Annotated in this window: 13 protein-coding genes; 10 read left to right on the top strand and 3 right to left on the bottom strand. The window is 57.2% G+C overall.

All coding sequences use genetic code 11. The features are described 5' to 3' along the window. Nucleotides 1-121: 121 nt before the first annotated feature. Both murB and birA read left to right on the top strand, forming a co-directional pair. Nucleotides 122-1,150, top strand: a complete 1,029-nt coding sequence (gene murB, locus OSH03_RS18665) for a UDP-N-acetylmuramate dehydrogenase (RefSeq protein WP_266179793.1) — start codon at nt 122-124, stop codon at nt 1,148-1,150. After that, nucleotides 1,147-2,109: a bifunctional biotin--[acetyl-CoA-carboxylase] ligase/biotin operon repressor BirA gene (birA, locus tag OSH03_RS18660; RefSeq protein ID WP_151413432.1), complete on the top strand. Its 963-nt coding sequence runs from the start codon at nt 1,147-1,149 to the stop codon at nt 2,107-2,109. Before murB ends, birA begins: the two co-directional genes overlap by 4 nt. 126 nt (nt 2,110-2,235) lie before the next feature. Here the strand turns inward: birA and bcsG are convergent, their stop codons facing one another. From bcsG to bcsE, 3 genes are read right to left on the bottom strand one after another with little or no spacing between them, the layout of a single operon-like run. Beyond that, nucleotides 2,236-3,915: a cellulose biosynthesis protein BcsG gene (bcsG, locus tag OSH03_RS18655; RefSeq protein ID WP_151413433.1), complete on the bottom strand. Its 1,680-nt coding sequence runs from the start codon at nt 3,913-3,915 to the stop codon at nt 2,236-2,238. Beyond that, a complete protein-coding gene (gene bcsF, locus OSH03_RS18650; RefSeq protein WP_014885605.1) occupies nt 3,908-4,102 on the bottom strand; it encodes a cellulose biosynthesis protein BcsF in 195 nt (64 codons plus the stop codon). Before bcsF ends, bcsG begins: the two co-directional genes overlap by 8 nt. Further along, nucleotides 4,099-5,661, bottom strand: a complete 1,563-nt coding sequence (gene bcsE, locus OSH03_RS18645; RefSeq protein ID WP_266179792.1) for a cellulose biosynthesis c-di-GMP-binding protein BcsE — start codon at nt 5,659-5,661, stop codon at nt 4,099-4,101. Before bcsE ends, bcsF begins: the two co-directional genes overlap by 4 nt. 174 nt (nt 5,662-5,835) lie before the next feature. Here bcsE and bcsR point away from each other — a divergent pair, with 174 nt between their 5' ends. From bcsR to OSH03_RS18605, 8 genes are all read left to right on the top strand, one after another. Continuing rightward, nucleotides 5,836-6,024, top strand: a complete 189-nt coding sequence (gene bcsR, locus OSH03_RS18640) for a cellulose biosynthesis protein BcsR (RefSeq protein ID WP_061096789.1) — start codon at nt 5,836-5,838, stop codon at nt 6,022-6,024. A gap of 11 nt (nt 6,025-6,035) precedes the next feature. Next, a complete protein-coding gene (gene bcsQ, locus OSH03_RS18635; protein WP_061096790.1) occupies nt 6,036-6,788 on the top strand; it encodes a cellulose biosynthesis protein BcsQ in 753 nt (250 codons plus the stop codon). After that, entirely contained in the window at nt 6,785-9,400 is a 2,616-nt protein-coding gene (gene bcsA / locus OSH03_RS18630) for a UDP-forming cellulose synthase catalytic subunit (protein ID WP_266179791.1), read from the top strand. Before bcsQ ends, bcsA begins: the two co-directional genes overlap by 4 nt. Nucleotides 9,401-9,410: 10 nt before the next feature. After that, nucleotides 9,411-11,831, top strand: coding sequence for a cellulose biosynthesis cyclic di-GMP-binding regulatory protein BcsB (bcsB, locus tag OSH03_RS18625; RefSeq protein WP_061096792.1), 2,421 nt, complete (start codon nt 9,411-9,413; stop codon nt 11,829-11,831). Nucleotides 11,832-11,837: 6 nt separating this feature from the next. Next, nucleotides 11,838-12,944, top strand: coding sequence for a cellulose synthase complex periplasmic endoglucanase BcsZ (gene bcsZ, locus OSH03_RS18620; RefSeq protein WP_266179800.1), 1,107 nt, complete (start codon nt 11,838-11,840; stop codon nt 12,942-12,944). Further along, nucleotides 12,926-16,408, top strand: coding sequence for a cellulose synthase complex outer membrane protein BcsC (bcsC, locus tag OSH03_RS18615; protein WP_266179790.1), 3,483 nt, complete (start codon nt 12,926-12,928; stop codon nt 16,406-16,408). Before bcsZ ends, bcsC begins: the two co-directional genes overlap by 19 nt. A gap of 119 nt (nt 16,409-16,527) precedes the next feature. Beyond that, nucleotides 16,528-18,534: a biofilm formation regulator HmsP gene (gene hmsP / locus OSH03_RS18610; RefSeq protein ID WP_266179789.1), complete on the top strand. Its 2,007-nt coding sequence runs from the start codon at nt 16,528-16,530 to the stop codon at nt 18,532-18,534. A gap of 159 nt (nt 18,535-18,693) precedes the next feature. After that, complete coding sequence (locus tag OSH03_RS18605) at nt 18,694-19,980, top strand: dicarboxylate/amino acid:cation symporter (RefSeq protein ID WP_028014754.1); 1,287 nt, start codon at nt 18,694-18,696, stop codon at nt 19,978-19,980. The last annotated feature ends 43 nt before the right edge of the window (nt 19,981-20,023 follow it).

The following is a 20,023-nucleotide window of genomic DNA, read 5'->3' as shown; positions in this document are numbered from 1 at the left end:
AAACAAGTGAAGAGGCCATCCGCAAGGATGGCCTTTTTGCGTTTCTGCGCTGCACAAACTAATCCCCCAACGCCCTGCTTATACGGTAAACTACCTGCGTTTTTGCATCAGGATAGCGTCTATGAACCACTCCCTTAAGCCCTGGAATACCTTTGGCATTCAACGTAATGCTAACCAAATTGTACGTGCCGACACTGCACAGCAGCTGCTGGATGCATGGAAAAGCGCAACAGAAAATAACGAACCCGTACTGATTCTGGGCGAAGGAAGCAATGTCCTGTTTCTCGACGATTTCGCGGGCACGGTGATCGTTAACCGCATCATGGGCATTGATGTTGAAGAGCGCGCCGATAGCTGGCATCTGCACGTGGGCGCCGGAGAAAACTGGCATCACCTGGTGCAATTTACCCTCGAAAAAGGGATGCCGGGTCTGGAAAACCTGGCGCTTATACCAGGCTGCGCCGGATCGTCACCCATTCAAAACATCGGTGCCTACGGCATCGAGCTGAAGCATGTCTGTGAATATGTCGACTGCATCGAACTGGCGACCGGAACGGCTACGCGCTTAACGGCAGAGCAGTGTCGTTTTGGCTATCGTGACAGTATCTTCAAGCATGAATATCAGGATCGCTACGTGATTGTCGCCGTAGGCCTGCGTCTGCCAAAGAACTGGCAGCCGGTGCTGACCTATGGTGATTTAACGCGGCTCGATCCGGCTACCGTCACTCCCCGCGACGTATTTGACTCAGTTTGTCATATGCGAATGACCAAACTTCCCGATCCGAAAGTAAACGGAAATGCAGGAAGCTTCTTCAAAAACCCGGTTATTAGCAGCGAAAATGCAAAAGCCTTCCTTGAGGGATGGCCCACTGCGCCACATTATCCTCAGGCAGATGGCAGCGTGAAGCTGGCCGCAGGCTGGCTGATCGATCAATGCCAGTTAAAAGGCACGTCCATAGGTGGCGCTGCCGTTCACCAGCAGCAGGCTCTGGTACTGATTAATCAATGCGATGCGACCAGCGATGATGTTGTACAGCTGGCGCATTATATTCGTCAGCGTGTGGGCGAAAAGTTTAACGTCTGGCTGGAGCCAGAAGTCCGCTTCATTGGTCGCTCAGGTGAAGTGAATGCCGTGGAGACCATTGCGTGAAGGACAATACCATTCCGTTAACCCTGATTAGCATCCTTGCTGACGGGGAGTTTCACTCTGGCGAGCAGCTGGGCGAGCAGCTTGGCATGAGCCGTGCCGGCATTAACAAGCATATTCAGACTCTCCGCGACTGGGGCGTCGATGTGTTCACGGTGCCGGGAAAAGGCTACAGCCTGCCGGAGCCCATTCAATTGCTGAATGAAGACATCATCCGCAGCCAGCTTGGACACGACAATGTTGCGGTGCTGCCGGTGATTGATTCGACGAACCAGTATCTTATGGATCGGCTGAGTGAACTTTCATCCGGAGATGCCTGCGTTGCTGAATACCAGCAGGCCGGTCGTGGCCGTCGCGGCCGCAAATGGTTCTCGCCATTTGGTGCCAATCTCTATCTGTCCATGTACTGGCGTCTGGAGCAGGGGCCTGCCGCAGCCATTGGCCTCAGTCTGGTCATTGGTATCGTCATGGCGGAAGTGCTGCACGATCTGGGTGCCGATCGAGTGCGCGTTAAGTGGCCAAACGATCTGTACCTTAACGATCGTAAACTTGCCGGTATCCTGGTCGAACTGACGGGTAAAACCGGTGATGCGGCGCAAATTGTCATTGGCGCGGGGCTCAATATGGTGATGCGTACTGTCCAGAACGACGTGGTGAATCAGGCCTGGACCAATCTCCAGGAGGCGGGGATCGTTATCGATCGTAACACCCTTGCCGTGCGCATGATTAAAGAGCTGCGCAGCTCACTCACGCTTTTTGAACAGGAAGGTCTGGCACCGTTCCTGTCTCGTTGGGAAAAGCTGGATAACTTCATCAACCGTCCGGTGAAGCTGCTGATTGGTGATAAAGAAATCTACGGGGTTTCCCGCGGCATTGACGCACAGGGCGCGCTGCTTCTGGAGCAGGATGGCGCGATCAAGCCCTGGGTGGGCGGTGAGATTTCCCTGCGAAGCGCCGAATAACCGGATGGAGTGAACGATGCGAAAATCCGTCTGCGCTACCTGCTGGTGCGGATTTCAGCGCAATAATAACGCTCTGACTATCCCCTCTCCCCTGTGGGGAGAGGGTTAAGGTGAGGGGTAAATCAGTTACTGCGGATACGGTACCCAGTCTCCGCCGTTCAGGCGAACGTACGGTTTGTTCTGATACTGAATCACCACCGCGTTAGCGTTCTCGGAGACTTCTGCCGTTTGCGGCAGGTTGCTAGTGAGCTGATCCCAGTTCACGCTATCTTCCACAAACAGCTTCCCGTCAACGGCGCGGGCAACCAGTTCTGAAATCGCCAGATAGCTGCTTGGCTGGGTAATCTCAATCGGTGCGCCCTGGTGCGGAGCCTTCATTCCAAAGAATTTAATACCGGCAGGCACGTTGGTAATGGATGGGCTTGGGATATCACGCAGGCCAGATACCTGCATTCTGTCGCCTTTCAGCGCGCCACCGTGCTCAGGTACCACGACCACCATCACTTTACGGCCGGATTTTTCCAGCTCCGTGAAGAACGCGTCCAGCTCGTCGAAGAATTTCTGCGCCCGCACTTTATAATCCGCCGTTTTGCTCACGCCCGGGAAGTGGTTACCGTCGTGAAGCGGCAGGGTGTTATAGAACGTTGCACTGCGCGGATTACTGTCTTTTTCGATGGTCTGCAGCCAGCGCTGCAGCACGGCGGTATCGTCATAAACCGGCGAGCCGTCGAAGCCCAGCAGCGTAACGGGAAGACCGGTTTGATCCATCAGCGGCGCCTGCATGCCGCCCTGTTCACGTACCTCTTTCAGGAAGTTACCGAACTGGCCGTTATGCCCCAGCATCAGGTGCTGCGTAAAGCCCAGCTTCGCGAGGTTATCGAACAGATAACACTGGTTGCCGGCGGGCTGATAGAGGTTTTTATGCGATGTCTGACCGCAGCTTGCTCGCAGCAGGCGGATTGCCGCCGGGCCGCTGTACGAGGTGGCAGAGTTAAAATCTTTAAACTGGATGTCAAAGTGGGACCACAGCGGGTGAGACATCAAACCGGCGGCATCCACGTCGGCCCAGGAGAGGGAACAGATGTTAATCACCAGCAGCTCAAACGGCTGCGCATCGGCTGGCAGCGCGTCCGGGAATTTCGTCTGTCGCTTATCTTCAGCGGTATAGAAGCTGGAGAGCCAGGCATTAAGATTGGTGGAGGTCGGCGGTGCGGTCTGCGTTGGAATATCGCCCACCACCGGCGTATCGCCTGCCGTCGTAACGGTAGCCGCTGCGCTTCCTCCCGTTGTGGTCACCGTTGTCGTCGGCTGGCCGGCAGGCCACAGAGAAAAGCCTGGTCCCGCCAGCGTCAGCACGTTCAGCCAGATCATAATGGCGACGACAAACACCGTGACGCGGATCCACTGAGACAGGAACAGCCAGGCAACCAGCAGGACGAAGACGGCGCCAATCATCTGCCAGTTAATGAAACGCTCAACCAGGTCAAGCATATAGTCTGCACTGAAGCCCGCGACCTGCGATCCCTGGCTCATTATGCTTTCCGGACCAGGCAGCCAGGTATCGTGCCAGAACAGCGCAAAGCCGATGGGGATGGCCACCCAGTGGCGTAACCGATGCAGCCTGATGTTCGGCAAAGGCATCAGCAGGAAGGCCATAAACACCAGGTTAAGCAGGGGATGGAAATTCAGATAGCCTGCCCAGAGCAGACCAAACTTCACCAGAAAGTAGAAGTTCCAGCCGGAAAGGCCGCGCCAGTATTGCCAGAGCGGCGAGGGTGACGAAGCGGTATAGGAAGAATTAGTCATGTTTACGGTCTGCCTTGACGTGTGATGCCCGTGTCAGTGTTCCGGCTGGTTTTACATAGCGAGGTTTTATAAACATCACTCTGGCCGTATCACGGATACGGCGTATGGAATGGCGCGCATAGTAGCCAAGCGGGAAAAAGATCAGCGCACAGAATACGACAAGTTGAATGATATCGCTGATATTCATGATGGTGCGTTCTCCCCATTCTCAGTTAATAAGCGAAGGGGTTCCGGAATCCGACGCCAGACGTGTCCGTCATGTCTGGCGTTGAGGATCGGTTTTACATCGCTCGTGATTGCGAGGGGTTTAACCCATTGTTCAGGCTGGAGAGCGCGCATCTGCACCAGCTCTGCGCTAATAGCATTATCTTCGAACCAAATCATACGGTTCGAGAAAATATCCCCGGTAGGCAGGGGGAAGATGTGGTTAAGCGCGGTATCAAGATCGTTGACCCGGCAAAACGACAAAAACAGCACCAGGCGATTGTCGCCAATGGTCATGATGTCCCCTGTACGGTTCGGGCGGCATAAGGTCAGCGCCTGCTCAACGCGAATGCCCGGGACCGGCCGCAGGGCAACCATAACCCCTTTCCCGTCCGCCGGAAGTAACGTGTTGCTCATCATGTTGCCGACGGCATCGCAGAACGTATCCCATTTCTGGTAGCCACGCAGCTTCATAGGCTGGGTCATGGAGAGCAGCGTGGAGATATCTTCCGGTACATGGCGGCTGAACTGCTGGCCCTGAACGCTTTCAATGAGCGTCAGGCAGCGTGACAGTGGCGCATTCCAGGGGATAACCATATTTGCCCCGCAGCCCAGAAGCAGACGCTCATCGGTGGCGCGCAGGCTGGTATTATTTTCGCGCACCACAATTTTTAACGCGCTGCCGCGCTGGCGGCGCAGAGTGTGAATTTGTCTCGCCAGCGTCTCAATCTGATTATTTTGCATCAACGAGAAAACAAGGGTGGCTGCCTGAGTGGTACGGGCTTCATGAAAAAGCGCTTCGTTAGACTCAAACAGCGACCAGTTTTCCGAAAGCGCGGGCGCGCCCTCTAAAACCGCAATATGGCTCAGGATGCGTTTTTCGTCGCTGCGCGGCTGCACCACCGTTTCTTCCTGCTGTGCCAGGTGCCATTTCCCATCAATATGTTTAAGGGTCAGCTGTTGCCTGGCGCTCACGCCCTTTTCATTGCACCAGAAGGCAATATCGTAGAGATAGCTGCCTGCCTGGTCACGAAGGCTTGCCAGTCCGAACAGGGAGCGATATTCGCCCATTAAAAGTGAGAACAGCTTGTCATTATTACTGCCCGGGTTGACGACCAATAGCGTGCAATTTTGAAACTTGGCCCATTTATTGATTTTTTCCAGCCACGGCAGCAGTTTTTCGGCAGGAATATTTTGCAGTATGTTATTTGCGCATTTAAGAATCACTAAATAGTGATCCGGATCAATAGAGCACTGAACGTCGCGGGACAAAAAGTATAGACTATCCGCTTCCGCTGACATGGAAAACAAACGTACTTTCTGGGGGCCGCTGTCACTTTCCAGCGTAATAATTTTCTTTGGCTCTTCGCCCATGCTAATGACGGCCACGCGGGAATCCTTGTCCTGAGCGGCAATTGTCTGGTTTACCAGGCTGATAGCGTCTTCATTACGATCCGTATTAATCCACCAGACTCCACCGACTGGCATGTGGCTCAATTCGTCCCATAATGACTGGATGCCAATAGAAAATATGGAGTCCACGATGTCCCTCTTTTCGTCTAATTTGCCTGTATCTCAGTTTACTAGCGAAAGCATAGAAATAAACCTAACATTGAAATTAAAGAACATCAGATTTAGCATGTAAATGAAATTTGTCGGGGCAGGACGCCCCGCAACTTCCGAGCGTGCGTTTTTCCTCAAAGGGATGGAATAAGAATGGATAATAACGAACCTGGAACCCCAGTCGACTCGACTCTGGGTTACACATTCCAAAACGATTTTCTGGCGCTTGCGCAGGCCTTTTCACTACCTGAAATAGATTACACCGATATTTCCCAGCGGGAACAGTTGGCCGCGGCTATTAAACGCTGGCCGTTATTAGCTGAATTCGCCCATCAACATTAAGGGAGCCATTGATGGCCATACTCGGATTACAGGGCGTCCGTGGCGGTGTGGGTACCACATCTGTTACCGCGGCGCTGGCGTGGTCATTACAGCTTTTAGGTGAATCGGTGCTGGTGATTGACGCCTGCGCCGATAATTTGCTGCGTATGTCGTTCAACGTCGATTTCACTCGCGAAGAGGGCTGGGCCCGCGCGCTGCTTGATGACAAAGACTGGCGGGATGCGGGCCTGCGCTATACCTCCCAGCTGGATTTATTGCCTTTTGGCCAACTGACCACCACAGAACGCGAGAACGAGGCCGCCTATCAGCGTCTGTTTTCGCAGTTCACGCTTGCGCTGCAGAGCCTGAAAGAAAAGGGTCACTACCAGTGGATCCTGCTGGATCTGCCGCACGGCGCCGGGACGCTGACCCGGCAGCTCATCGCCCAGTGCGACCATGTGCTTTCCATCGTGAACGTCGATGCGAACTGCCATATTCGCCTGCATCAGCAGGGGCTGCCTCAGAACGCGCATCTCCTGATTAACGATTTACGTATCGGTAGCCAGATTCAGGACGATCTCTATCAGGTGTGGCTGCAAAGCCAGCGCCGCCTGCTCCCCATTGTGATTCATCGGGATGAGGGAATGGCGGAATGCCTTGCCTCCAAGCAGCCGCTCGGCGAATACCGCAGCGACTCGCTGGCAGCAGAAGAGATCCTGACGCTGGCTAACTGGTGTCTGCTGAACTTCGCCAGCAAGGCGGAGCCGGCAGGGAGTTCGGTATGAGTCGACTCGCCAGCTGGCTTCTTATCCCGCCGGTCAGTTCGCGTTTGAGCGACCATTACCGGCACTTTCGCCGGCATGGTGCTCCGGCATTCAGCGCTGCGCTCGGCTGTTTCTGGCTGATTCTGGCCTGGACGTTCATTCCGCTTGAACACCCGCGCTGGCAGCGAATCCGTGCGCGCCGCGGCGAATTATACCCACACATTAACCCCGACCGGCCACGTCCATTGGATCCGGCACGCTATCTTATTCAGGCCGTCTGGCTGGCGATCTCGTCATCCCGAACGGAGAAAATAACGCCGCACTGGCGCAGCTATTCCCGCGTACAGCAGTTACGCGAACGCTATCACCAGTGGCTGGATAAACTACCCAATAGCGTCAGCGATAAGACCAGCCATCTGGATAACCATAAAGAGCTCGGGCACCTCCACCCGGGCTTACGGCGTTTTATTCTCGGCGTGATTGTCGTGTTCTCGCTCATTCTGGCGCTGGTCTGTATTACGCAACCTTTCAACCCCCTGGCGCAGTTCACTTTCCTGATCCTGCTGTGGGGCGTGGCGTTGCTGGTTCGCCGTATTCCGGGCCGCTTCTCGGCGCTGATGCTGATTGTGCTGTCGCTGACGGTTTCCTGCCGCTACATCTGGTGGCGTTACACCTCAACGCTGAACTGGGACGATCCGGTCAGCCTGGTGTGCGGTCTGGTGCTGCTGTTTGCTGAGACCTACGCGTGGATAGTGCTGGTACTGGGCTATTTCCAGGTGATCTGGCCGCTCAACCGCCAGCCGGTTCCGCTGCCTAAAGACACTACGCAGTGGCCGACTGTCGATCTCTTCGTCCCGACCTACAACGAAGATCTGAGCGTGGTGAAAAACACCATTTATGCCGCGCTGGGCATCGACTGGCCGAAAAATAAGCTCAAAGTCTGGATCCTGGATGACGGCAACCGTCCGGCGTTTCGCCAGTTTGCGGAAGAGGTCGGCGTTGAGTACATCGCCCGTCCGACTCACGAGCACGCGAAGGCCGGGAATATCAACAACGCCCTGAAGTATGCCACCGGGGAGTTCGTCTCGATCTTCGACTGTGACCACGTCCCGACGCGCTCTTTCCTGCAGATGACCATGGGCTGGTTCCTGAAAGAGAAAGAGCTGGCGATGATGCAGACGCCGCACCACTTCTTCTCGCCGGACCCGTTTGAACGTAACCTTGGCCGCTTCCGTAAAACCCCGAACGAAGGCACGCTGTTCTATGGACTGGTGCAGGACGGGAACGACATGTGGGATGCCACCTTCTTCTGCGGCTCCTGTGCGGTTATCCGCCGTAAGCCGCTGGATGAAATTGGCGGTATTGCCGTTGAGACGGTGACCGAAGATGCGCACACCTCTCTGCGCCTGCACCGCCGGGGCTATACCTCTGCCTACATGCGTATTCCTCAGGCCGCCGGTCTGGCGACGGAATCACTCTCGGCGCACATTGGCCAGCGTATTCGCTGGGCGCGCGGCATGGTGCAGATTTTCCGCCTCGATAACCCGCTGATAGGCAAAGGGCTCAAGCTGGCGCAGCGTCTCTGCTACGTCAACGCCATGTTCCACTTCTTGTCCGGCATCCCGCGGCTGATCTTCCTGACCGCGCCGCTGGCGTTCCTGCTCCTTCACGCCTATATCATCTACGCCCCCGCGCTGATGATTGCGCTGTTCGTTCTGCCGCACATGATCCACGCGAGCCTGACGAACTCGAAGATACAGGGCAAATACCGCCATTCGTTCTGGAGTGAAATCTACGAAACGGTGCTGGCGTGGTACATCGCGCCGCCGACGATGGTCGCGCTGATTAACCCGCATAAAGGGAAGTTCAACGTTACCGCGAAGGGCGGTCTGGTGGAAGAGGAGTACGTTGACTGGGTGATCTCCCGTCCGTACATCTTCCTCGTGCTGCTGAATATTGTCGGCGTGATCGCCGGTATCTGGCGCTACTTCTACGGCCCGGAAAACGAAATTCTGACCGTCTTCGTGAGTATGGCCTGGGTGTTCTACAACCTGATTATCCTCGGCGGCGCGGTGGCGGTGTCGGTAGAGAGTAAACAGGTTCGTCGCGCGCATCGCGTTGAAATCTGCATGCCTGCGGCGATCGCCCGTGAAGATGGTCACCTCTTCTCCTGTACGGTGCACGACTTCTCTGACGGTGGTCTGGGGATCAAAATCAACGGCCAGGCGAAAGTGCTGGAAGGGCAGAAGGTTAACCTGCTGCTTAAGCGCGGCCAGCAGGAGTACGTCTTCCCGACGCAGGTTGTGCGTGTGGCAGGCAGTGAGGTGGGTCTGCAGCTGATGCCGCTGACCAAAAAGCAACATATTGATTTTGTGCAGTGTACGTTTGCCCGTGCGGATACATGGGCTCTCTGGCAGGACAGCTTCCCGGAAGATAAACCTCTGGAAAGCCTGCTGGATATTCTGAAGCTGGGGTTCCGTGGCTATCGTCACCTTGCAGAATTTGCCCCGTCGTCGGTGAAATTAATTTTCCGGTCACTTACTTCGCTGGTTTCCTGGGTCGTGTCGTTTATTCCTCGTCGTCCTGAACGGGATGAGGCGAAGCAGGCGGACCCGGTTATGGCTCAACAATGATGATAACGCGATGAAAACAAAACTTTCCTGGTTATGTGCAGTGGCAATGGGCGTGAGTGCACTCCCCGCAACAATGGCTAACGCAGCACCCGGTAACGCAGCGGCTACGCCTGCGCCGACGGTACCCGTGGTCGCGCAGGCAACCGATCCGGTTGTCACGGCGGCACCCGGTCAAACAGAAAACGTCATTCCGAACCAGCCAACGGAGGGGAACACCCTGCCGGCCGGAAATCCGGTCATCGGGCAGGTCATGCCGGGCGTGCCCGGGGCTAACGCGCCCGTTGTCGCGGATAATGTGCCGTCGCGGGACGTGAAGCTGACCTTCGCGCAAATCGCGCCGCCGCCGGGCAGCATGGTGCTGCGCGGCGTCAATCCTAACGGCAGCATTGAGTTTGGTATGCGCAGCGATGAGGTTGTTTCGAATGCGGTACTGAACCTTGAATACACCCCGTCACCCTCCCTGCTGCCGACGCAGTCTCAGCTGAAGGTCTATCTCAACGATGAGCTGATGGACGTTCTGCCGGTGACCAAAGAGCAGCTGGGTAAGAAAACGCAGGCGCAGGTGCCGATTAACCCGCTGTTCATCACCGACTTTAACCGTATCCGTCTGGAGTTTGTTGGCCACTACCGCGATGTCTGTGAAAACCCGGCCAGCAACACGCTGTGGCTGGACGTCGGGCGTAACTCCTCGCTGCAGATGACCTACCAGCCGCTGGCGCTGAAAAACGATCTGTCGGCGTTCCCGGTTCCGTTCTTCGACCCGCGCGATAACCGTCCGCTCACGCTGCCGATGGTGTTTGCATCGTCCCCTGACGTGACCGAGCAGCTGGCGGCGACCATTGTGGCCTCCTGGTTTGGCTCCCGCTCCGGCTGGCGCGGTCAGAACTTCCCGGTGATGTATGACAAAATGCCGGACAGAAACGCGATTGTCTTTGCAACCAACGCGAAGCGTCCAGGCTTCCTGCGCGACCACCCGGAAGTCAAAGCGCCAACCATTGAGATGGTAAGCCACCCGGATAACCCGTACGTGAAGCTGCTGGTGGTCTTTGGTCGTGATGATAAAGATCTGGTCCAGGCCGCGAAGGCGATTGCTCAGGGCAACGTCCTTTTCCGCGGCAATAGCGTGGTGGTGGACGACGTTAAGCCGCTGCTGGCGCGTAAACCTTATGACGCGCCAAACTGGGTGCGTACCGACCGCGCCGTGACGTTTGGTGAACTGAAAACCTATGAAGAGCAGCTGCAGGCCTCCGGGCTGGAGCCATCGCCGATTAGCCTGTCGCTGAACCTGCCGCCGGATCTGTACCTGCTGCGCACCAACGGCATTGATATCAATCTCAACTACCGCTATACCGCGCCGGCGACGAAAGACAGCTCGCGCATGGATATCAGCCTGAACAACCAGTTCCTGCAATCGTTCAGCCTGCAAAGTACCCAGGACACTAACCGTCTGATGCTCCGCCTGCCGGTGCTGCAGGGGCTGCTGGACGGTAAAACGGACGTCTCTATTCCGGCGCTGAAGCTTGGCGCAATCAACCAGCTGCGTTTCGATTTCCAGTACATGAACCCGATGCCCGGCGGTTCGGTGGAGAACTGCATCACCTTCCAGCCGGTACAGAACCACGTTGTGATCGGCGATGAATCGACCATCGACTTCTCGAAGTACTATCACTTCCTGGCGATGCCGGATCTGCGCGCCTTTGCTAACGCGGGCTTCCCGTTCAGCCGCATGGCCGATCTCTCTGAATCCATTGTGGTGATGCCAAAAGCGCCAAACGAAGGCCAGGTGACCACCCTGCTCGACACCATGGCAACCGTCGGCGCGCAAACCGGATTGCCGGCAATTAACGTCACGTTGACGGACGATGGCAGCCAGATCCAGAACAAAGATGCGGACATTATGGTGATCGGCACCATCCCGGATAAACTGAAGGATGAAAAACGTATCGATCTACTGGTAAAAGCCACCGAGTCCTGGGTTAACACGCCGCTGCGTCAGACCGAGTTCCCGAGCATTATGCCGGACGTGAACGACCGCAAGGCCAGCGCGCAGACGGCCGTAACCTCTCAGGGGGCGATGGCTGCGGTGGTGGGCTTCCAGTCTCCTTACAACGACCAGCGTAGCGTGATAGCCCTGCTGGCGGACAGCCCGCGTGGCTATGAGCTGCTGAATACCGCGATGAACGACAGCGGTAAACGTGCCGCGATGTTTGGTTCTGTGTCGGTGATCCGCGAGTCCGGCGTCAACAGCCTGCGCGTGGGTGATGTGTACTACGTCGGCCATCTGCCGTGGTTCGAACGCCTGTGGTATGCGCTGTCTAACCATCCGGTTCTGCTCGCCATCCTGGCTGCGGTCAGCGTGGTCTTGCTGGCATGGGTGCTGTGGCGTCTGCTGCGCATCATCAGCCGTCGTCGCCTTAACCCGGATGAGTAAGACGTGATGAAAGCCTTTCGCTGGTGTTTAGTCGCAGCGTTGATGCTGGCAGCGATCCCGCTTCGCGCCGCCTGCACCTGGCCTGCCTGGGAGCAGTTTAAAAAGGATTACATCAGCGAGGGCGGGCGCGTCATCGATCCGAGCGACACGCGCAAAATTACGACGTCGGAAGGGCAAAGCTACGCGCTGTTCTTTGCCCTGGCCGCTAACGATCGCAAGGCGTTTGACCTGCTGCTGGCGTGGACGCGCGATAACCTTGCCAGCGGCAATCTCAACGATCGTCTGCCCGCCTGGCTCTGGGGGCAGAAAGACAAAGAAAACTGGGGGGTGATTGATACCAATTCCGCCTCAGATGCCGATGTCTGGATTGCCTGGTCGCTGCTGGAAGCGGGCCGGCTATGGAAAGACCCGGGCTATACCCAAACGGGCAAGGCACTGCTAAAACGCATTGCCAGCGAGGAAGTGGTAAAAGTGCCGGGGCTCGGCTCAATGCTGCTTCCCGGTAAAGTCGGCTTTGCCGATGAAAACGCCTGGCGCTTTAACCCCAGCTACCTTCCTCCACAGCTAGCGAGCTACTTCACCCGCTACGGTGCCCCGTGGACCACGCTGCGCGAAACCAATCTGCGGCTGCTGCTGGAAAGCGCGCCGAAGGGATTCTCGCCAAACTGGGTGCAGTATCAGGAAAACAAAGGCTGGCAGCTACAGCAGGATAAAACGCTGGAGGGGGGCTATGACGCCATCCGTGTCTATCTTTGGGTGGGCATGATGAGCGATAAAGATCCTCAAAAGGCCCGGCTGCTGACGCGCTTCCAGCCGATGGCGGCAAAGACAATCAAACAGGGCGTGCCGCCGGAGAAAGTGGATGTGGCGACGGGTAAACACACCGGCAATGGCCCGGTCGGGTTCTCTGCCGCGATGCTGCCGTTTTTACAGCAGCGCGATTCCCAGGCGGTTCAGCGCCAGCGCGTGGCAGACCATTTTCCCGATAACAATGCCTACTACAGCTATGTATTGACTCTCTTTGGTCAGGGATGGGATCAGCATCGTTTTCGCTTCACCGCTAAGGGTGAATTAATACCGGATTGGGGCCAGGAATGCGCAAGTTCACAGTAAATCTACTCACTCTATCGCTTGGGCTGGCACTGATGCCGCTGGCGCAGGCCGTAAACTCTCCGCAGCAGAAACAGCTGCTGGAGCAGGTTCGGCTGGGCGAATCGACCCATCGTGAGGATTTGGTTCGTCAGTCGCTCTACCGTCTTGAGCTGATCGACCCGAACAACCCTGACGTTATTGCCGCCCGCTTCCGCTACCTGCTGCGCCAGGGCGATAACGCCGGCGCGCAAAAAGAGCTGGATCGCCTGAAGGGGATGGCCCCGGACTCCAGCGCTTACCAGTCCTCACGCAACACGATGCTACTTTCCACCCCGGATGGCCGCCAGCAGCTTCAGCAGGCGCGCTTACTCGCCACAACAGGGCACACGCAGGAGGCGATTGCCGCCTATGACAAGCTCTTTGACGGTAACCCGCCGGGCGGCGACGTGGCGACGGAATACTGGAATGTGGTGGCGAAAGATCCTGCCCGTCGCAATGCGGCCATTAACCAGCTGAAAAAAATAAACAGCAGCAGCCCCGGGAATACGCAGCTGCAGACCACGCTGGCCCAGCTTCTGTTCCAGAACGGACGCCGTGATGAAGGCTTTGCGGTGCTTCAGGAGATGGCTAAATCTACCGGCGGCCGCAGCCAGGCGTCTGACATGTGGTATGAGCAGATCAAAGACCAGCCTGCCAGCAGCGCCAGCGTCACCGCGCTGCAAAAATACCTGACCGTCTTCAGCGACGGCGATAGCGTCGCGGCGGCGCGCGCCCAGCTTGAGGCGCAGCAAAAACAGCTCGCTGACCCGGCGTTTCGCGCGAAAGCGGAAGGGCTGGCGGCGGTGGATGCCGGGCAGGGGGGTAAGGCGGTGGCGGAACTGCAAAAAGCCGTCAGCGCCAACCATGCCGACAGTGAAGCGGTGGGGGCCCTGGGACAGGCCTATTCCCAGAAAGGCGACCGCGCCCGCGCGGTGGCACAGTTTGAAAAGGCGATTGCCCTCGATCCGCAGAGCGATAACCGCGGGAAATGGGACAGCTTGCTGAAGGTTAACCGCTACTGGCTGCTGATCCAGCAGGGTGATGCGGCGCTGAAGGCGAATAACCCGGCGCAGGCGGAGCGTTACTATCAGCAGGCGCGCAACGTCGACAATACCGACAGCTACGCGGTACTGGGGCTGGGAGATGCCGCCGCCGCGCGTAAAGATAACGACGCGGCGGAGCGTTATTATCGTCAGGCGCTGCGGATGGACAGCGGCAACAGCAATGCGGTTCGTGGCCTTGCCAATGTTTACCGCGCGCAGTCCCCGGAGAAAGCCTCGCAGTTTATCCAGTCGCTCTCCGCCAGCCAGCGCCGGAGCATTGATGATATTGAGCGTAGCCTGACTAACGAGCAGCTTTCCGCCCAGGCAGAACAGCTGGAGAGTCAGGGGAAATACGCCCAGGCGGCAGAAATTCAGCGTCGCCGTCTGGCGCTCTCGCCCGGCGACGTCTGGATAACCTATCGTCTCTCGCGCGATCTCTACAGCGCGGGCCAGCGCAGCCAGGCGGATACCCTGATGCGCCAGCTTGCCAGCCAAAAACCGTCTGACCCGGATCAGGTCTATGCCAACGGGCTCTATCTTTCCGGAAACGACCAGGACCGGGCCGCGCTGGCGCATCTGGATACCCTGCCGCGCAGCCAGTGGAACGGTAATATTCAGGAACTTGCCGACCGTCTGCAAAGTAACCAGGTGCTGGAGACCGCCAACCGCCTGCGCGACAGCGGCAAAGAGCAGGAGGCGGAAAATCTTCTGCGCCAGCAGCCAGCCTCCACCCGCATCGACCTCACCCTGGCGGACTGGGCGCAGCAGCGTGGCGATCTGAACTCGGCGAAAACGACGTACAGCGCCGTCCTGCAGCGTGAGCCGCAGAACGAGGATGCGATCCTCGGTCTGACCGAGATTTACAGCGCGGAAGGTAACAAAGAGGCCGCCCGTGCAGAGCTCGCGAAACTGCCCGCCGGGCAAAACGGCCAGCCGCTGTCGCTCAATATGCAGCGCCGGATCGCGATGGCGCAGGCAGGCCTGGGCGATTCCGCGGCCGCAGAACAGACTTTCAGCAAAATCATTCCGCAGGCCAAATCGCAGCCCGCCTCCATGGAAAGCGCGCTGGTGCTGCGTGATGCTGCCCGCTTCCAGACGCAAAACGGCCAGCCGCAGCAGGCGCTGGAGACGTATAAAGATGCGATGGTGTCGTCAGGCATCACCACGACGCGTCCGGTGGACAATGACAGTTTCACCCGTCTGACGCGTAACGATGAAAATGATGACTGGCTGAAGCGCGGCGTGCGCAGTGACGCCGGTGATTTGTACCGTCAGCAGGATGTTAACGTCACGCTCGAGCACGACTACTGGGGCTCCAGCGGCACGGGCGGCTATTCCGACCTGAAAGCGCATACCACCATGCTCCAGGTAGATGCCCCGCTCTCTGACGGGCGCATGTTCTTCAGAAGCGATCTGGTCAACATGGACGCCGGCACCTTTGATAACAATAACGGCACTTACGACCCTAAATGGGGGACCTGCTACGACACGCCGTGTAGCGGAAACACCAGCCAGAGCGACAGCGGCGCCAGCGTCGCCGTCGGCTGGCAGAATAAAACCTGGGCGATGGATATTGGTACTACGCCAATGGGCTTCGACGTTGTCGACGTGGTGGGTGGTATCAGCTACAGCAGCGATTTAGGCCCCATCGGCTACACCGTCAACGCCCATCGTCGGCCTATCTCCAGCTCTCTGCTGGCGTTCGCCGGGCAAAAAGATACCAATACCGGCACAACCTGGGGCGGCGTGCGTGCGACGGGCGGCGGGGTAAGCATCAGCTATGATAAAGGCGAGGCGAACGGCGTCTGGTCAAGCCTGAACGCGGAAACGCTGACCGGTAAAAATGTGGAAGATAACTGGCGCGTCCGCTGGATGACGGGCTACTACTACAAGCTCATTAATAAAAACAACGAGCGTCTGTCGGTCGGCGTCTCCAATATGCTCTGGCACTACGATAAAGATCTGAGCGGCTATTCCCTCGGCCAGGGCGGCTACTACAGCCCGCAGGAGTATGTCTCCTTCGCGCTGCCGGTGACCTGGCGTAAGCGCACGGAAAACTGGTCCTGGGAGCTGGGTGGCTCGGTGTCCTGGTCCCACTCCAAAACCAAAGACGAGCTGCGTTACCCGATCCAGAGCCTGATCCCGACCGATGAGCCAGGCCGCTATACCGACCGTGGCGCGATGGAAACCGGCAGCTCCTCCTCCGGGACGGGTTATACCGCGCGGGCGATTATCGAACGCCGGGTCACCTCCAACTGGTTTGTGGGCATGGGCGTGGACATTCAGGAAGCGAAAGACTATACCCCAAGCCATGCGCTGATTTATGTGCGTTACTCTGCTGCAGGCTGGCAGGGCGATATGGACTTACCGCCGCAGCCGCTTATTCCTTACGCGGACTGGTAATCGGATTTTCCTTAATCCATTTGTAAGTCTCTCTTAATAGCGCGGCAATCGGGTATACTCAGGCGCGCCAGGTTTACACCCTGGCGCGCCCTGCGCTTCGAGTTTTGTGGAGAGTCATTTTGCGTGTCAGCCGTTCCTTAACGATCAAACAAATGGCGATGGTCTCAGCCGTCACTATGCTGTTTGTACTGCTCTTCTGCGTAATTTTGCTGTTTCATTCCGTACAGCAGAATCGCTATAACACGGCTTCGCAGTTAGAAAGTATCGCCCGCTCGGTGCGCGGCCCGCTCTCCGCCTCGATCCTGAAAGGGGATATTCCCGAAGCGGAAACCATCTTAAAACGCATTCAGCCAGCCGGCGTCGTTAGCCGCGCCGATGTCGTCTTGCCCAACCAGTTCCAGGCGCTGCGGATGAGCTTTATCCCGGAGCGTCCCGTCCCGATGATGGTGATGCGCCTGTTTGAGCTGCCGGTGCAAATTTCTCTGCCGGTCTATTCGCTTGAACGCCCTGCTAATCCGCAGCCGCTGGCCTACCTGGTCCTGCAGGCGGACTCGTACCGGATGTATAAATTCGTCATGAGTTGGGTAGTTACGTTAGTGACCACTTGCTTACTTATGACCCTTATCATCAGCGTAGCGTTGACGTGGTGTATAAACCGCCTCATTGTCCACCCGCTGCGCCGTATCGCCCGCGAACTGAACGGGCTTACGCCGCAGGATCAGCTGGGGCACCAGCTTGAGCTGCCGCGTCTGCATCAGGACGATGAGATCGGGATGCTGGTGCGCAGCTACAACCTCAACCAGCAGCGCATCCAGCGTCATCAGGATGAGCTAAACAACAGCGCCACGCGCTTCCCGGTGTCGGAATTACCTAATAAAGCGTTTCTGATGGCAATGCTGGAGCAGACCGTTGCGCGGCAGCAAACCACGGCGCTGATGGTGATTGCCTGTGAAACCCTGCAGGACACGGCGGGCGTGCTCAAGGAGAGCCAGCGTGAAATGCTCTTGCTGACGCTGGTGGAAAAGGTGAAGTCCGTCCTTGCCCCGCGCATGGTGCTGACGCAGGTCAGCGGTTACGACCTGGTGGTGATAGCCAACGGCGTGAAAGAGCCGTGGCACGCTATCACATTAGGTCAGCAAGTACTCACTGTCATAAATGAGCGGCTGCCCGTTCAGGGTATCCAGCTTCGTCCAAGCGCCAGTATCGGTATCGCCATGTTCTACGGTGATTTAACGGCGGAGCAGCTGTACCGCCGCGCGTTCTCGGCGGCGTTTACTGCCCGGCGCAAAGGGAAAAATCAGATCCAGTTCTTCGACCCGGCGCAGATGGAAAAGGCGCAGCAGCGCCTGACGGAAGAGAGCGATATCCTGACCGCGCTGGATAACCGTCAGTTCGCCCTCTGGCTACAGCCGCAGGTGAATTTACAGACGGGGGAAGTAAAAAGCGCCGAGGCGCTGCTCCGCGTGCAGCAGCCGGATGGCTCATGGGAGCTGCCGGAGGGGCTGATTGAGCGCATCGAATCCTGCGGTCTGATGGTCACCGTAGGCTATTGGGTGCTGGAGGAGTCCTGCCGCCAGCTTGCCGCCTGGCAGGAGCGCGGCGTAACGCTGCCGCTGTCGGTCAATCTGTCAGTGCTGCAGCTTATGCATCCGACGATGGTCTCCGAGATGCTGGAGCTGATCCACCGCTACCGGATCAAGCCTGATACGCTGACGCTGGAAGTGACGGAGAGTCGTCGCATTGACGATCCTAACGACGCGGTGGCCATTCTGAAGCCGCTGCGCAATGCCGGCATTCGCATCGCGCTGGACGATTTTGGTATGGGATACGCCGGGCTGCGTCAGCTTCAGCACATGAAAACCCTGCCGGTGGACATGCTCAAAATCGATAAATCGTTTGTCGACGGGCTGCCGGAGGACAGCAGCATGGTGCAGGCCATCGTCCAGATGGCGCGCAGCCTCAACCTGCATCTTATTGCCGAGGGGATTGAAACCGAAGCGCAACGCGCCTGGCTGGCAGAGGCGGGCGTCGAGAGCGGCCAGGGCTATCTTTTTGCCCCCGCGGTGCCGCCGGATGTCTTCGAGCAGCGATACCTTTCTGGCGCTGACCATAACGCAAAAGTGTAATTTTGTTGCTGGCTTGTGCGAGCCAGTTCAAAGTTCTTAACATTTGTGTTTCAAATTTGAACTGAGTTTATTTCTGTCCTGTTATACGGGTGTTATTTTAGAGCCGCAGGTTAACCATAACCTTACAAAGCCTGTGGTTTTTCTTCCCAAGGACACCCTATGAAAACCTCACTCTTCAAAAGTCTTTATTTCCAGGTCCTGACAGCCATCGCCATCGGTATTCTGCTGGGTCACTATTACCCGGAGCTGGGCGCGCAAATGAAACCGCTTGGCGACGCGTTCGTTAAGCTCATTAAAATGGTCATCGCACCGGTGATCTTCTGTACGGTGGTAACGGGCATTGCTGGCATGGAAAGCATGAAGGCGGTGGGCCGTACCGGTGCAGTGGCGCTTCTCTACTTTGAAGTGGTCAGTACCCTTGCGCTGATAATTGGTCTGGTCATCGTCAACGTGGTACAGCCTGGCGCGGGTATGAACGTTGATCCCTCTACGCTGGATGCCAAAGCGGTCGCGGTCTATGCCGAACAGGCCAAGGATCAGGGCGTGGTGGCCTTCCTGCTGGACGTCATCCCCGGCAGCGTCATCGGCGCCTTCGCCAGCGGAAACATTCTGCAGGTGCTGCTGTTTGCCGTGATGTTTGGCTTCGCCCTGCACCGTCTGGGCAGCAAAGGCCAGCTTATCTTCAACGTGATTGAAAGCTTCTCGCAGGTCATCTTTGGCATCATCAATATGATCATGCGCCTGGCCCCGATCGGCGCCTTCGGTGCGATGGCCTTCACCATCGGCAAGTATGGCGTTGGCACGCTGGTGCAGCTGGGCCAGCTGATCATTTGCTTCTACATCACCTGTATTCTTTTCGTGGTGGTGGTGCTGGGCTCCATCGCCCGTGCGACAGGTTTCAGCATTTTCAAATTCATTCGCTACATTCGCGAAGAGCTGCTGATTGTTCTGGGGACCTCCTCTTCAGAATCGGCGCTGCCGCGTATGCTCGATAAGATGGAAAAGCTCGGGTGCCGTAAATCGGTGGTCGGCCTGGTGATCCCGACGGGGTACTCCTTCAACCTTGACGGTACCTCGATATACCTGACGATGGCGGCCGTGTTTATCGCCCAGGCGACCAACAGCCATATGGATATTTTCCATCAAATCACCCTGCTGGTGGTGCTCCTGCTCTCCTCTAAAGGGGCGGCGGGCGTGACGGGCAGCGGCTTTATCGTGCTGGCGGCCACCATTTCTGCGGTGGGGCATCTGCCGGTGGCGGGTCTGGCGCTGATTCTTGGTATTGACCGCTTTATGTCTGAGGCGCGTGCCCTCACCAACCTGGTGGGTAACGGCGTGGCAACGGTGGTGGTCGCGAAATGGGTGAAAGAGCTGGATCACAAGAAGCTCAACGATACGCTGAATAATCGCGCGTCTGATAGCAAAAATCCTGGTTTAACCTCCTAATCTTGTCACAATTGCCCGCATTCCCTTGTCGGGATGCGGGCTC

Source organism: Enterobacter nematophilus, from assembly GCF_026344075.1.
GTDB classification, from domain to species: Bacteria; Pseudomonadota; Gammaproteobacteria; order Enterobacterales; family Enterobacteriaceae; genus Enterobacter; species Enterobacter nematophilus.
This window is presented reverse-complemented; position numbering and strand designations above follow the sequence as displayed.